Raw genomic sequence first — 14,874 nt, forward strand, 5'->3', positions numbered from 1 at the left:
GAGAGAAGGATCCACCATGCGCCGGATTTTGACGGCCGCACTCACGGTGCTGTTCTACGGCCTCACCCTCGCCATCTTCGCTCCCGCGGCGACGCCGGAGCCGCGCTACCCCACCCCCAATCCCGATCCCTTCTTCACCGCACCGGCCGATATCGGCGACTTCGCGCCCGGTGATGTGGTGCGGCAACGGAAGTTCGACCTCGGCCCCTACCAGGGCACCGACATCTGGCACGTCGCCTTCCGCTCGACCAACTCCGCGGGCGACCCGATCATGGGCGTCACCACGGTCCTGATCCCCGCCGGTGTCACGAACCCGCCGCTGGTGTCCTACCAGGCGCTGATCAATTCCCTCGGCACCAAATGCAACCCGTCCACCTCGCTGATCAACGACGAAACCCCCGACGCGTTCGGCGCGGCGCTGCCGCTGGGCCGCGGTTGGGCGGTCGCCTTGCCGGACTACCTCGGGCCGAATGTCGCCTACGGCGCCGCCCGGCTCAGCGGCATGGTCACCCTCGACAGTGTGCGAGCGCTCCAGCGCGCGCCCGAACTCGGCCTCGGCCAGTCCCCCATCGCCCTCGCCGGGTACTCCGGCGGCGGGCTGGCGACCGCGTGGGCGGCCGCGCTGCAACCGACCTACGCACCGGAACTGAAGCTCGCGGGCGTCGCCGCCGGCGGCATCCCGGCCGACCTCGAACAGATGGCCCTCGGGATCGGCTTCGGGCACCATCCCGGTTTCGGCCTCGCCTGGGCGGCGGCGATGGGCCTGGAGCGCGAATACCCCCGGCGTCTGCCCATTTCCGACCAGCTCAACGGCGAGGGCCTGTGGTTCCGTGACTTCACCGCTGACGAATGCCGGCGCTTCCTGCTGTTCCACGGTGTGGCCCGCAGCGCCGAACAGCTGGCGGCGACCAAGTCCCTGATGGACAGCCCCGAGGCACGAGCGGTGTTGCGGGAGAACAGTTTGCGCTACGACCCCGAGGTGCCCGAGACGCCGATGCTGATCTGGCAGGGCGTCTTCGACGAACTGACCCCCTTCGACGCCGTCGAAGACATCGCCACCCGCTACTGCGCGGCAGGCGCGCCGGTCACGTTCTCCCGCTATCAGATAGCCGAGCACATGACGACCGCGGTGGCGGGTCTGCCCGAGGCCTGGAACTTCATCGAAGCCAGGTTCCGTGGCGAACCCGCGCCGACCCGCTGCTGATCAGAGCGCGCCGAGCAGGTCTTCGAGATGGATGGGCACGTGGCGAACGCGGACACCGGTGGCGTGGTGGATCGCGTTGCCCACCGCGGCCGCCGAGCCGACGATGCCGATCTCGCCGATTCCCTTGCTGCCCATCGGGTTCAGATGCGGATCGTGTTCGTCGATCCAGCTGACGTCGATCTCGCCGATATCGGCGTTGACCGGGATGTGGTACCCGGCGAGGTCGTGGTTGACCACGGCGCCGAGGCGCGGATCGAACTCGCTCTGTTCGAACAGCGCCATCGACAGACCCATGGTGACAGCGCCGATGAACTGTGAACGGGCCATCCGTGGATTGATGATGCGGCCCGCGCCGAAAACGCTGACCACGCGCGGAACCCGGATCTCGGCGGTGTCGGTGTTCACGCGGACCTCGACGAAGTGCGCACCGAACGCATGCGTCGAGAAGTTCTCTCTCCCTGGATATTCGGGCGCCTCGACGGTGGTCTCGGCGCCGTCGGCGGGTTCCGGCCCGAAGCGGTCACGGAAGGCCCGCGCGGCCGCCACCACGGCCGAACCCCAGGACGCCATGCCGGTCGAACCGCCCGCGACCGTCCCCTGGGGGAGATCGGAATCGCCGATGCGCAGATCGATGCGATCCGCGTCGACCCCGAGGGCCTCGGCGGCGATCTGGCCGAGGGAGGTCCAGGTGCCGGTACCGATATCGACGGCGTCGATGGCGACTTCGTAGCGATCCCCGGTGTAGCGCACGCGGGCGCTGTTGCCCGCGGAGGTGTCGGCCGGGTAGGTCGCCGCGGCGACTCCGGATCCGACCAGCCATCGGCCTTCGCGCCGCGACTTCGGGGCCGGGTCACGCTCTGCCCAGCCGAAGCGCTGCGCCCCGGCACGCAGGCATTCGACCAGCCCACGGGTGGAGAACGGGCGCCCCGATTCCGGGTCGACCTCGGGTTCGTTGTGGATGCGCACAGCGATCGGGTCCATGCCGAGGGCGACCGCGAGTTCGTCCATCGCCGTCTCCGCGGCGAACATCCCCGGACAGTGCCCGGGCGCCCGCATCCAGGACGACACGGGAACATTCAATGCCGCGAAACGGTGCGAGGTCGATCGGTTGGCCGCCGCGTACATCACGCGGGTGACCACGGCGGTCGGCTCGGCGAATTCCTTCACCGTGGAGGCCTGCGCGATCGCGTCGTGAGCGATGGCGGTCAGGGTGCCGTCGGGGTGCGCGCCGAGCCGGACCCGCTGGCTGGTCGGCGTCCGATAACCGGCGAGGGAGAACAGCTGTTGCCTGGTCAGCGGCAGTTTCACGGGTCGCCCGTCGCAGAGTTTCGCGGCCATCGCCGCGAGCACGATATTCGCGTGCGGCTCACCTTTGGATCCGAAGCCACCGCCGACGAAGGGCGCGATCACTCGCACCCGCTCGGGCGCCAGGCCGAACAGGGGCGCGATCTCGGCGCGCACCACATGCGGGCCCTGGGTGGAGTCGAACAGCGTCAAGCTGTCGTCGGTCCAGTGCGCGATGGTGGCATGCGGTTCCATCGGGTTGTTGTGGACCATCGCGGTCGTATAGGTGTGGTCGATGGTGACCGGGGCGATCGCCATGGCGGCGTCGACGTCACCGATCGTGGTGTCGGCGGGAAAGCCGCCGCTCACTTCCCCGGGGTTGTGGAGGTCGTCCCGGTCGGCACTGAACGTGACGTCGGCGGTCTGCTCGTCGTAGGTCACCCGCACGTGCGCGGCCGCTTCGCAGGCCACCTCCAGGCTCGTCGCTACGACGGCGCCGATCGCTTGCCCGCGGAACGCGATCTCGGCGTTCTGCAGGATGAACAGTTCGTTGTCGTCGTCGACGGCCAGCCGGGGAGCGTTGTGGTGGGTGAGCACGGTGACGACGCCGTCCATCCGTTCGGCCACGGAGGTGTCGATCTCGCGGATGCTCCCGCGGATGATCGTCGACTGAATCACGAAGCCGTACAACGGATCCTGTTGCGGATGCTCCATCGCGTAGGGCGCGACACCGCGGAGTTTGGCCGGCCCTTCGATACGGGTGGGCGAGCTGCCGATCACCGGTGAGTTCATCGCACCTCGCTCAGCTCGCGCAGGGCCGCGACGAGCACATTGCGCGCCAAGGGGATCTTGAAACCGTTCTGCCGCTGCGGGCGCGCAGCGGCGAGTTCGACATCCGCCGCGGCGGCGAAGTTCTCCTCGGTGGCCGCCCGGCCGCGCAGTTGCGCTTCGGCGGCGAATGCTCGCCATGGTTTGGCCGCGACACCGCCGAACGCGATCCGCACATCTCGCACGACGCCGTCGGCGATGTCGACGGCGGCGGCCACCGAGACCAGGGCGAACGCGAACGACGCACGATCTCGGACCTTGCGGTAGGTGGAGGTGCTCGCCCACTCGAGCGCGGGCAGGTCGACGGCGGTGATCAGGTCACCGTGGTCGAGGATCGTGTCCCGGTCGGGTTCGTCGCCGGGCAGCCGATAGAGGTCGACCAGTGGGATCTCGCGCTCACCGACGGCGCCGAGCACCCGCACCACCGCACCCAGCCCGGCCATCGCCACTGCCATGTCGGAGGGATGGGTGGCGACGCACTGATCGGACGCGCCGAGGATGGCCTGGTCGCGATCGAACCCGCCGATCGCCGAGCATCCGGTGCCCGGTTCACGCTTGTTGCACGGCACAGTCGAATCCTGGAAGTAGGGACATCTGGTGCGCTGCAGCAGATTTCCGCCGGTGGTGGCGAAATTGCGCAGCTGGGCCGACGCACCCGCCAACAGCGCCGCCGACAGCATCGGGTACCGCGCCCGGATGGCCGGGTGCGCGGCGAGATCGGCATTGCGCACCGCCGACCCGATGCGGACACCGCCGTCGGGCAGCTGGGTCACCTGATCGAGCGGCAGTCCGCTGACATCGACGAGCTTGCCCGGCGCGATGATCCCGAGTTTGAGGTGATCGACGAGATTGGTTCCCGCACCGAGGAATACGGCGTCGGGCTCGGCGAGTACCGCCGCTACCGCTTGCCCCGCGTCAGTGGCGCGTTCGTAGGCGAACTCCCTCATCGAGCGACCTCCTGAATCGCCGCGACGATGTTCGGATACGCCCCGCAGCGACACAGATTGCCGCTCATGCGTTCCCGGATCTCGTCGGCGCTCAGCACGATCTCGCCCGTGGGGTCCGCCGTCACGTGACTCGGTGCGCCCGCCCGCACCTCGTCGAGCATGCCGACCGCCGAACAGATCTGGCCCGGCGTGCAGTAGCCGCACTGGAAGCCGTCGTGTTCGAGGAATGCCCGCTGGACCGGATGCAGGTCGTCACCGTCGGCCAGTCCGTCGGCGGTGACGATCGTCGCCCCGTCGTGTGCGACGGCCAACGCGAGGCACGACGTCGCCCTTCGGCCGTCCAGCAGGACGGTGCACGACCCGCATTGCCCGCGGTCGCAGCCCTTCTTCGGGCTGGTGACGCCCAGTTGTTCACGCAGGGCATCCAACAGGGTGGTACGGGTATCGATGTCCACCACCCGCGTCCGCCCATCGACGGTCACACTGATCCGCGCTCGCATCGAAACGGCCTCTCGTCATGGGACACCGACTCCGCACAGGCCCCTCCGGGCCCCGCTACCAGCACGTACGCAACCACAGTACGCACTTCGGCCACGCTACCAATCCGGCCGTCGGCCGTCGTGCACCCCGACCACATCCGCCGTGGTTTCGCCGGAGATCACCACCGGCGTGATCGCCGGGACGTGCGCGCTGTGTGTCAGCCGGCGAAGCGGGCGTTCACCCAGGCGAGGGCGTCGTCGTTGCTCGCGCCGAGGATGGCGCGGTGATCGACGCCGGGGTAGGTGCGGTATTCCACGGGTTGGCCGGTCAGCTGCTGCTGAGCGACCATGGCGTCGGTGCCGGCGGGCAGGACGACGGTGTCGGCCTTGCCCTGCAAGACCAGCATCGGGGTGGTCAGCGCCAGCCCGCTGGGGTCGTTGTCGTCGAGAACCCGCACCAGCGCACCGGGATCGGCGTCGGCGGAGAACGTGTCACCCGCGCCGAGCCCTCCCCAGGAATCCCGCGCACGCAGCTGTCCGATGCAGCGGTCATCGGCCTGGCCCACCATCGAATCAGCTTCGGCGGTAAGGAATGCCGACGGATCGATGTCGGCGACGGTCTGGGCGCCACGGATGAACAGCGGAATGAACGACACCGAGCCCGCCGGTGCGTCCACCTTCTCGGCGATGCCGGTCCGCCGGGCGAGGGTGAAGGCCTGCACGACCGGCCCCAGATGCGAGGCGGGCGCCATCGCCACCGCACCGAGCAAGCGCAGTTGCGGCGCCCACTGCTGCGAGCGCGCGTTGGCGTAGACGGCGGCCTGACCACCCTGCGAATGTCCCATCGCCACCCAGCGAGTCCCGATCTCGGGCGCGATCACCCGCGCCGCCATGGCCATGTCCGCGACCGCACGCTGCTCGGCCTCCCCGATGAGATAGCCGTGCGGGCCCGGCGTACCCAAACCCTGATAGTCGGTCTGCGCCACCGCGTATCCGGCAGCGATCCACCGGGCCAGGGTCTCGCGCGTCAACGAGGTGTAGTCGTGAGCGGGGAACCCGGCGCCGGTGTCCCGCGAGGGTGCGCACACGTCGGCGGTGCCGGTGGTGCCGTGTGCCCAGGAGATCAGCGGCCAACCGCCGGCCGGCGGGGTTCCCTCCGGGACAGCGACCGTACCGGAGACGGCGACCGGCTGACCGTGCACATCCACCGACCGGTAGAGCACAAGGAAATTGCGCGCCCCCGGCAGTCCCGGCTCCCCGCCAATCGGCTGTGACGAGATCACCGATCCGTGCTCGCCTGCCACCGATTCCGGTGCCGGAGAATAGAATTCGAGACCGGCCGACGTGGGCTCGGCGGTGGCGGCCGGGACCGCCGAAGCGCAGACGGCCAGCACCACCGCGACTGCCCGTGCGCATCGACGCAGGACGATCGACGCCGGCTCCGTGCCTGATTCCATCACCACTGAATCCTCCTGATTCGTCGCGTCGAACACGTCCCGGTCGGGCCGCGGCGCAATATACCGCTCCGCCCGACAGCGCTCCCGTGGCGCACCGATGAGTTTGCAGGGGCGACATCGTCGTAGTGATAGACAGTGGATCGATCGGGATCCGCGCGCGCCGGGGCACCGAAAGGAACGAGCTATGAGGATCGCTACGTCGAAGGACGGCACCGAACTCGCCTACGACGTGTCCGGTGACGGGCCTGCGCTCGTGTACATCACCGGCGCGACGTGTTTCCGGCGCTTTCGGCCGATCGCCGCCGACGTGCGGGTGTTCGCCACGCGCTTCACCGTCTACAACTACGACCGGCGCGGCCGAGGCGACAGCGGGGACGTACAGCCGTATGCGATCGAGCGGGAAGTCGACGACATCGAGGCGATGGTCGATGCCGCCGGTGGGCGCGCGATTCTCTACGGACATTCCTCGGGTGCCGCGCTGGCGCTCGAAGCGGCTGTACGGATGCCGGACAAGATCGACAGGGTCGTGATCTACGACGCCCCCTATGTGCACGACGAGGCCGAACGGGCGTCCTACGCCGAGCTGGCCGCGACGGTGCGTGCGCTGCTCGACCAGGCGAAGAACGCGCGAGCGCTGAAGGCGTTTCTGCGTGGGATCGGGATGCCGGGCGCGTTCGTCGCGCTGCTACCGCTGTTTCCCGGGTGGACGACGATGAAAGCACTCGCCCCCACACTGATGTACGACATCGCGATCACCGAGACACTTCCCCCGGTGGAACGTTTCGAGAAGATCCGGGTTCCCGTGAAAGTCGTTGTCGGGGAGAAGAACCCGCCCGGGATGCAGCAGGTGTCCCGGGAACTCGCCGAGGCGATTCCCCAGGCGAGGCATCAGGTGCTCGCCGGGCAGGACCACATGGTCAGTGCCAAGGCGTTGCTGCCGATTCTCACCGACTCCGCCGCGAACGATTGAACCCGGACCTGGCTTATCGGCCCCAGATCTACGTCGTCGTCCACGACGCCGGGGGAATCGTTCGGGTGGACGCGGGCGCGGCGGCCAGAGCCTCGGTTCGGCTCGGGTAGACGGGTAGCCACTCGGTGAGACCGGCCGCGACGATGATCCGGTTGGTGACCGACGGCACGGGATTGACCACACTCATGCGCAACTGACTCTGCTGCGCGCGGGTCGCCATGTCGAGGATCGCCCGGCAGGACATGAACGTCACGTCTCTGATGTCGATCACCAAGTGGCCCGACTCCCCCTCCGCCGTGATGGCTCCGTCGAGAATGGTGCGCCATCGAGGCAGGTTGCAGGCGTCGATCTCGCCGTGCACGTGCAGAACGGTGGCCGTGTGATGGAGAGTGACCTCCGCACGCAGTGTTGAGTCGGATTCATCGATCCGCGACGGTTGGTCGCCATGGCCGGAATGGGTGTTCACGAGTGCCCGATCCCTCGACACCGGCAGGTGTACACACTGCCCCGGCCGGTCCTGGTTGCTCAAGACCGGCTGGTGATTTCCATTTCAGCACGCTCAATCGACTGTGTCTGCGATTGTGATGGATCTGATGCGCCCGGCGTCGCGATCAGCGGCAGCCCTCGAGGGTGGCGTCGGCGAGCTCGCCGATCACATCGGCGATCTCGCGTCGTCGATTCATCGCCGCCAGCTGCCGGCGCGCGCCGTTTCCGCGCTCGCCGAGCGCCCTGACCGCATCGGTGACGAAGTCGTGATCACCACAACGATGCAATGCCGATGCGATGTCCTCGACGAGCCCGGCCAGCAGGTCCCGGTGGGGAACGACGCGCCCCGCGACGAGGTCGAGGCCGTTGCCGTCGAGCCCGGATCGCGCGGCGTTCCAGTAGGCGGCGCGCAGGACTTCGCCGGGCACGTTGGGAGCGGGAATGTCCTGCGCGATCGCGTCGAGCGCGGTAGTGACGATTCCGCGGATGAGGGCGGCCAGCAAGGCGGATTCCTCGGCTGTCGCCGGAACATCGCTCACGCGGACCTCGACGGTCGGAAAGGATTCCGACGGGCGGACATCCCAATAGACCATCTTGTTGTCCAGGATGCTGCCGCTGGATCGCATCATCGCGACGATCGATTCGTAGTCACGCAGCGACCCGAAATACGGCGGCGGACCCGCGCTGGGCCACCGGCGCCACAGAATACTGCGCCAACTCGCGTAGCCGGTCTCGCTACCGCGGTAGATCGCCGAATTCGCGGTCAAGGCGAGCAGTACCGGCAATCGTGGCCGGACATGATTGCTCACCAGCACCGCGGTTTCACGGTCGGGCACCGCCACGTGCACGTGGCACCCGCACAGCCCCTGCTCGTGGGCGATCATGCCGAAAGCGTGCGCGATGCGCTGATAGCGCGGCGTATCGGTGACCGGGTATCCCTCGGGGACAGTCGGCGGAACCGCGACCGCCAGCAACCGGGTGCCGTGCTCGGCCGCGCATTCGGCCACCCGGCGCCGTGCGGTCCGCAAGTCCGCCAGCAAGGCGCCGATCTCCGAGTGCACCGCGCTGCTCGTCTCGACCTGACAGCTCGTCAGCTCCAGCTGCAGATCGATCCCGGCCTTCTTCGCCGTCTCGGCGACCAGCGTGTTCTTCGGCGCGGGCGCGCCGGACTCGGGATCGGTCAGCAGGAACTCTTCCTCGACGCCGACCGTCGGTACATGCGCGGACACTTCTCACCTCCAGCACCTGCGGAGCGGGCCCGGGTCATCGGTCCGGTGAAGGACCGATGACCCGGGCGGCGTGACCGGTCAGTCGCGGAAAGCGTCCTTGACCTTCTCGCCCGCGTCCTTCAGGTTCGACTTGACCTGCTCGCCGCGACCCTCGTTCTCGAGATCGCGATCGTCGGTGGCGCGGCCGGTGGTTTCCTTGGCCTTGCCTGCCAGCTCTTCGGCCTTGTTCTTCGCCTTGTCAGCGATACCCATGGCATTCCTTTCAGGCTGTTTCTCGGCCACTCGGTGGCCGCGGGCCGTCCTGGGGACCCATCGACGGCCTACCCGGGTCTGTCAGGTGCAAACAGGCGCGGCGCCCAGGGTGAATAATCAACGCATGACCGAACTGGACAACGCATCCACCGCAGAGCGCGCGCTTGTCGAACGCGTGGTCGGGGTCGGCGACTCGTTGACGGTCGGCCGATTCCGGTTTCGATTCGCCACCCGGCAATGGGAATGGTCCGATGAGGTCGCGCGGATGCACGGCTACCAGCCCGGCACCGTGCCGACCACCGAGATGCTGCTCTCGCACAAGCATCCCGACGATCGTGATCGGGTCGCGGCCATGATCACCTCGGTCGAGGACAGCGGCGCGTTCTCCAGCCACCACCGCATCATCGATACGCACGGCCGGGTACGCGATGTGCTGGTCGTGTCGGAGCCGCTCGTCGACGCGGACGGGACGGTGATCGGCACCGAGGGCTATTACATCGACCTGTCCGACACCGCGGCCGGATACCGGCGCGAGGCACTCGACAGCACCCTGCCGGGGCTGCTGGAGGCGCGCATGGTGATCGAACAGGCCAAAGGCGCGTTGATGCTCGCCTACAGCGTCAACGCCGACCAGGCGTTCCGGGTACTCCAGTGGCGCTCGCAGGAGACCAACGTGAAGCTGCGCGCCATCGCCGAACGGCTGGTGGCCGCGCTGCCGACCGTGGCCGGTGACGAGGTGCGGTTGCGCACCCGGCTCGACCACGTCCTGCTGACCGCGCACGAAGGCGCCCAGGCAGACGCCAACGGTTAGTGACGACCCGCGACCACGCGGAAGATGTCCAGCCGCGGATCGCTCGCGTCGGGCACGTTCATGCTTCCGCGGCGACTCCGGTGCGCAGATAATCCATGACTGCCGCGTCGATCCGCTCGCCCGGCACGATCGCGGGAATACCGGGTGGGTACGGAGTGAGTTGCTCGGCGGCGATCCAGCCGACGGTGGGCGCGCAACCCGTCGGCGGCTTGGTAACCGCTCGCGCCGACAGGGTGAATCCGTAGCGGCTGAGCCCGCGGCAGTCGGCTACCGCGGCGACCAGCGGGGCCGTGCGGTGGTCCATCGAACCGACCTCCCTGATTGCCTATAGCCGCGCCGCGAGGCCGGGGCGCGGTGACACCGAGGACACGGGCCGAGCCGAGCCGGGGGCGAGTGGCTCGGTGAGACCTCGAAGGATCGGCGGCGGGGGCACGTCGGGGCCGGGCGGCTCCGGCGGAACAGGCACCGGATCACCGGGACCGGGCGGAGTCGGCGGGGCGGGCACCGGATCGGGGCCGGGCGGGCTCGGCGGCGGGGGCACCGGATCCGGGTCGGGTGGGCCCGGCGGGCGAGGAATCGGATCCGGGCTCGGCGGGCTGGGTGGGGCGGGCACCGGATCGCCCGGGTTCGGCAGGAACGGGTCCGGCGGAGGGCCTGGTGGTGTGGGTTCCGGCGGTGTCGGCACCGGGCTCGACTCGGTGCGCTCGATCGCGAACATCATCGCCTCCTGTCATCGGGTGTTGCGGCGGGCGCACGCCGTTGGGCACCCGCGAAAAGCCGCGACGCAGGTCGAGCGCGCACCGCGATGACGCCGTTGGCATCGTGATGGTGCGCTCGACCTGCCCCGAGGTAACTCCGGTGTCGACACCGTCCTACGAAAGCGTGGCTGAGCCGGTTCTTCGGCGCCCGTTCCACATTCGGCCGATCGCCACACTTGGTGGGATGCCCGCGCACTCGCACTCGAAACGACGGACGCGCGCGTGTCGGTACCGGGTCAGGCGTCGGCTTCGATGCGCGCCCACGCACGATGCTCGGCGAGATCGGTGAGCAGCGCGCTCGTCGCTGCCACCGCGTCGGCGACGGTGATTCCCGGTGCATCGGGTTCGATGTCGTTGCGCTGCAGCACCGAGGCCGCTGTGCCGACCGCGGCGATCGCCTTGCCGTGCCGCCACATCTCCTCGACCAGCAGGTTCACGCGGGAGTCCGCCGGCGCGGCCAGCAACAGCGCGCCGTCGAATTCGACCGATCGCATGGTGGCGAAAGTCCGTGCCACCGGCACACCGTCGATGACACCGCCGCGCGCCGCGACGACCATCGGCCGGACCCTGGCCTCCTCCAGCGCGGTCGAGACCTCCCGTATCGCGTCGCCCGAGGTGGTGTCGTCGACCAGCAGGGCCACCGTTCGCCCGTCCACCGGGAAGCTGCCGTGTCGCTGCGACAACGCGGGACTCGGTGCGAGGTCGACATGGTCGCTGTTCGGGGCGGGCTTGTCGAGGCCGAGTTGACCGGCGACGTACTCGGCCAGCCCGTCGTCGACATTGACCAGCATCTGCAGAGCGCGCCGCTGGATCGTCCCGGACTGGCATTTCCCGAGTTCGAACGAGAACGCGTCGGCGAGATGCCGCTGTTCGCCGGTGGTCAGGCTGCGATAGAACATGCGCGGCTGCGAGTAATGGTCGGCGAACGACACCGATCCCGCACTGTTGGCGGAGGTCCGCAGTTTCGCGGTCGGCCGCGGAATGGGTGTCGGCGATTCGACGAAGGCCTCGCCGGCGAAACTCGCCGCGTAGGGGCAACCGCCGCCGAGCGAATTGGGTTTGTAGGCAGCGACTCCGGGGTGCACGGCACCCTGGTGCATCCCGTCCCGAAAGAGGTCGTTGACGTCGGCGTGCGGCGTATTGATCGGCAACTGGGTGAAATTCGGGCCGCCGAGCCGGCTGATCTGGGTGTCGAGATAGGAGAACAGCCTGCCCTGCAGCAGCGGGTCGTCGGTGACCTCGATGCCCGGAACCAGGTGTGTGGGGCAGAAGGCGACCTGTTCGGTTTCGGCGAAGAAGTTCTCCGGATTCGCCGTGAGCCGCAAGGTGCCGATGGTCCGCACCGGCGCGAGTTCTTCGGGGACGATCTTGGTCGGGTCGAGCAGATCGATGCCCTCGAAGAGGTGCTCGGGGGTGTCGGGAAATACCTGCACACCGAAATCCCATTCCGGTGCGTAGCCTGCCGCGATCGTGTCGGCCAGATCCCGGCGATGGAAATCCGGGTCGAAACCGGCCGTGAGCTGCGTTTCCTCCCACAGCATCGAATGCACGCCCAGGCGCGGCTTCCAGTGGAATTTGACCAGACTCGTCGTGCCGTCCTCGGCGACGAGACGATAGGTGTGGACGCCGAATCCCTCCATCATCCGCAACGACCGTGGCAGCGCCCGGTCCGACATGTTCCAGAAGGTATGGGCGGTCGCCTCGGTGTGCAGCGTGACGAAATCCCAGAAGGTGTCGTGGGCGGATTGCGCTTGCGGAATCTCACGATCCGGCTCGGGTTTGCCCGCGTGGATCACATCGGGGAATTTGATCGCTTCCTGGATGAAGAACACCGGAATGTTGTTACCGACCAGGTCATAGACCCCTTCGCCGGTATAGAACTTCACCGCGAAACCGCGGGTGTCGCGCACCGTGTCGGCCGACCCACGTGAGCCGAGCACCGTCGAGAACCGTACGAAGACCGGGGTGCGCGCGTCGGCGGCCAGGAACTTCGCGCGGGTCAGCGACGCGGCGGCGCCGTTGGCGACGAACACACCGTGGGCGGCGGTGCCACGAGCGTGCACGACCCGCTCGGGGATGCGTTCGTGATCGAAGTGGGTGATCTTCTCGCGCAGATGGAAGTCCTGCAGCAGCGTCGGGCCGCGCGGTCCCGCCTTGAGCGCGTGATCGGTGTCGGCCACCCCCGCGCCCTGCGGGGTGGTCAGCCGAGGTCCCTGCTGGGCGCGCACGCTCGCGTCACCGGGAATCGGCGCACCCGTGGGGCTGCGCAACGCGGGCCCCTGCTGGTCGGCTGCCGGACCCGCCTGCTCACACGGTGTCCCGGCGTCCTCGTCGGGCGGAGTCGGCGGATGGGTGAATTCGGAGGGAATATCGCGGTCGGTCATGGTATTTCGTCGTCCCTTCGTCGCGCGCGGGGAATTCGGAGAACGGCCTGCCACTTCTTCGACGGACTACCGCGTTATCGGCGGGGCAAACAGCGGTTCGGACTCGGCTCGTGGGGTAAGCGGCGCGTATGGAGATAATTGCGATCGTGGCTTTGGTTGCCCTCGTCGCGGTGGTGCTGGTGATGCGCAAGACCCGGGGCAGGCGACCGGGAGAACCGGAGTCGACGGGCAACGACCCGAAATGAGCTCGAGGCGTGACCCGGCGGTTACGGGGTAACCTCCGACAAACAGTAGTGGATGAGGGAGGTGGCGTGCGGGCTCGAGATCGCGACACCGCTCCCCGCTCGAGAACTGTCGGGTTCCAGGTGCCCGCCGAACTGGACCAGCTGAGCATGGTGCACGCGCTCGCCGAGACGGTGCTGCTCGTGGGCGGTTTCGCGCTCGACGAGGTCACCGACCTGCTGCTGGCCCTCGACGAGGTCGCCACCGCGTTGATGCTGGTCGCGACGAAGGACTCCCTGCTCGACTGCGCGTTCACCGGTGGGGACGGAGCGCTCGGCGCCCGGGTGAGCGCAGTGGCACGAGAGCCCACCGCCCTCGATGAGCAGTCCTTCGGCTGGCATGTCGTCGCGACGCTGACCGACGCGCTGCGCACCGACTACGCCGGGTTCGACGCAGCCCGCGACGGCTACCCCACCACGGTCGAATTCGGCTGGATCCGGCGATTGCACGGACCTGCCAAGTCGTGACCATTGCGCGCTAGCCTCGTGGGTAGGGCATAGCCCCGGGTCCCGGTGGGTACCCCATGAACACATCTGCAACCGCCTGGAAGTGAGGCAAGTAGCGATGACATGGGAATCAACGACAGCTTCGGCCGACCGTTCGACCGCCCGGCGATCTCATTCGCACGGCGACAGCTACGACAACATCGAACCGTGGTTCGAGAAGCTGCGGGCGCTCGAGCCCGGCGACGAACACCACGACACCGTGCGCGCACAGGTCATCGAACTGTGCTTGCCGCTCGCCGATCACATCGCGCGCAAGTTCAACGGCCGTGGCGAGCAGTTCGACGACCTCGAGCAGACCGCCAGGGTGGGGCTGGTGCTCGCCGTAGATCGCTATGACGTCACCCGCGGCTCCTCCTTTCTGTCCTTCGCGATCCCCACGATCATGGGTGAGGTGCGCAGGCACTTCCGTGATCGCACGTGGGCGGTACGGGTGCCACGACGGCTCAAGGAGATCCAGCTCAGGATCGGGCCCGCCACCGAGGAACTCTCGCAGCGGCTCGGCCGATTCCCCACCGCGCACGAACTCGCCGACGAGCTCGATGTCGACCTGGTCGAGGTCACCCGCACGCTGGTCGCGGGCAACGGCTACCAGACCAACTCCATCGACGGCGTCACCCACGACGGCCGGGACAACTCCACCCAGCCGATCACCGACACGCTCGGCAGCGACGAGCCTTGCTACCAACTCACCGAGGACGCGATGGCGGTCCGTCCGCTGATCGCCGCGCTGCCCGCCGAGGAACGGCAGGTGCTGATCATGCGTTTCTACGAGTCCCAGACGCAGGGCCAGATCGCCGAGCACCTGGGTGTCTCGCAGATGCAGGTCTCGCGGATCCTGTCGCGGACCTTGACCTTCCTGCGTGAGCAAGCGCTCGCCGAGCCGACGTCGACTCAGTGACAGCGGCGCTGACACGTGCCAGAATTGTTCCAGGTTGAGACCTCCAGCCGACCCCGGTCCTCGTCTACCGCTCCCCCCAGCCGGTAGATGCCTGTCGGC

General features: G+C 68.3%; 14 protein-coding genes and 1 pseudogene. 5 read left to right on the forward strand and 10 right to left on the reverse strand.

Annotated elements, in window-relative coordinates; all coding sequences use genetic code 11:
- The first annotated feature begins 16 nt into the window (after positions 1-16).
- Positions 17-1,204, forward strand: a complete 1,188-nt coding sequence (locus ACWF99_RS06795; RefSeq protein ID WP_452535213.1) for a lipase family protein — start codon at positions 17-19, stop codon at positions 1,202-1,204.
- Here ACWF99_RS06795 and ACWF99_RS06800 read toward each other — a convergent pair whose 3' ends face one another.
- From ACWF99_RS06800 to ACWF99_RS06815, 4 genes are all read right to left on the reverse strand, one after another.
- Complete coding sequence (locus ACWF99_RS06800) at positions 1,205-3,280, reverse strand: xanthine dehydrogenase family protein molybdopterin-binding subunit (RefSeq protein ID WP_452535214.1); 2,076 nt, start codon at positions 3,278-3,280, stop codon at positions 1,205-1,207. It lies immediately after the preceding gene.
- A complete protein-coding gene (locus tag ACWF99_RS06805; protein WP_452535216.1) occupies positions 3,277-4,263 on the reverse strand; it encodes an FAD binding domain-containing protein in 987 nt (328 codons plus the stop codon). Before ACWF99_RS06805 ends, ACWF99_RS06800 begins: the two co-directional genes overlap by 4 nt.
- Complete coding sequence (locus tag ACWF99_RS06810; protein ID WP_378630208.1) at positions 4,260-4,763, reverse strand: 2Fe-2S iron-sulfur cluster-binding protein; 504 nt, start codon at positions 4,761-4,763, stop codon at positions 4,260-4,262. The genes ACWF99_RS06805 and ACWF99_RS06810 overlap by 4 nt, the downstream gene beginning before the upstream one ends.
- Before the next feature lie 197 nt (positions 4,764-4,960).
- Entirely contained in the window at positions 4,961-6,199 is a 1,239-nt protein-coding gene (locus ACWF99_RS06815) for an alpha/beta hydrolase family protein (protein WP_452535218.1), read from the reverse strand.
- Positions 6,200-6,383: 184 nt separating this feature from the next.
- Between ACWF99_RS06815 and ACWF99_RS06820 the strand changes: the two genes are divergently transcribed.
- Positions 6,384-7,169: an alpha/beta fold hydrolase gene (locus ACWF99_RS06820; protein ID WP_378630205.1), complete on the forward strand. Its 786-nt coding sequence runs from the start codon at positions 6,384-6,386 to the stop codon at positions 7,167-7,169.
- A gap of 28 nt (positions 7,170-7,197) precedes the next feature.
- On the opposite strand, the gene ACWF99_RS06825 is transcribed toward ACWF99_RS06820, so the two are convergent.
- The 3 genes from ACWF99_RS06825 to ACWF99_RS06835 all read right to left on the reverse strand — a co-directional run bounded on the left by ACWF99_RS06825 (position 7,198) and on the right by ACWF99_RS06835 (position 9,136).
- Positions 7,198-7,635 (reverse strand): anti-sigma factor antagonist, encoded by a 438-nt coding sequence (locus tag ACWF99_RS06825; protein ID WP_452535220.1) that lies wholly within the window; start codon positions 7,633-7,635, stop codon positions 7,198-7,200.
- A gap of 145 nt (positions 7,636-7,780) precedes the next feature.
- Positions 7,781-8,884: a glutamate--cysteine ligase 2 gene (locus ACWF99_RS06830; protein WP_378656985.1), complete on the reverse strand. Its 1,104-nt coding sequence runs from the start codon at positions 8,882-8,884 to the stop codon at positions 7,781-7,783.
- Between the two features lie 78 nt (positions 8,885-8,962).
- Positions 8,963-9,136, reverse strand: coding sequence for a CsbD family protein (locus ACWF99_RS06835; protein WP_378630197.1), 174 nt, complete (start codon positions 9,134-9,136; stop codon positions 8,963-8,965).
- Between the two features lie 124 nt (positions 9,137-9,260).
- Here ACWF99_RS06835 and ACWF99_RS06840 point away from each other — a divergent pair, with 124 nt between their 5' ends.
- Entirely contained in the window at positions 9,261-9,947 is a 687-nt protein-coding gene (locus tag ACWF99_RS06840) for a PAS and ANTAR domain-containing protein (RefSeq protein WP_452535223.1), read from the forward strand.
- On the opposite strand, the pseudogene ACWF99_RS06845 reads toward ACWF99_RS06840, so the two are convergent.
- The 3 genes and pseudogenes from ACWF99_RS06845 to ACWF99_RS06855 form a co-directional block, all read right to left on the reverse strand.
- Positions 9,944-10,164: pseudogene (locus tag ACWF99_RS06845) on the reverse strand (Orn/Lys/Arg family decarboxylase); the annotation flags it as partial. The gene ACWF99_RS06840 and the pseudogene ACWF99_RS06845 sit on opposite strands and share 4 nt — an antisense overlap.
- 108 nt (positions 10,165-10,272) lie before the next feature.
- Positions 10,273-10,668, reverse strand: a complete 396-nt coding sequence (locus ACWF99_RS06850) for a hypothetical protein (RefSeq protein WP_452535225.1) — start codon at positions 10,666-10,668, stop codon at positions 10,273-10,275.
- 273 nt (positions 10,669-10,941) lie between these two features.
- On the reverse strand, positions 10,942-13,089 hold the full coding sequence (locus ACWF99_RS06855; RefSeq protein ID WP_452535227.1) for a catalase: 2,148 nt from the start codon (positions 13,087-13,089) through the stop codon (positions 10,942-10,944).
- Between the two features lie 311 nt (positions 13,090-13,400).
- Here ACWF99_RS06855 and ACWF99_RS06860 point away from each other — a divergent pair, with 311 nt between their 5' ends.
- Together ACWF99_RS06860 and ACWF99_RS06865 are read left to right on the forward strand one after the other, a co-directional pair.
- On the forward strand, positions 13,401-13,838 hold the full coding sequence (locus ACWF99_RS06860; RefSeq protein WP_378630190.1) for an anti-sigma factor: 438 nt from the start codon (positions 13,401-13,403) through the stop codon (positions 13,836-13,838).
- Between the two features lie 97 nt (positions 13,839-13,935).
- Positions 13,936-14,775 carry an RNA polymerase sigma factor SigF gene (locus tag ACWF99_RS06865; protein ID WP_378630189.1) on the forward strand — a complete coding sequence of 280 codons (840 nt, stop codon included), beginning with the start codon at positions 13,936-13,938 and terminating at the stop codon, positions 14,773-14,775.
- The last annotated feature ends 99 nt before the right edge of the window (positions 14,776-14,874 follow it).

This window comes from Nocardia sp. NPDC055002 (assembly GCF_053608825.1).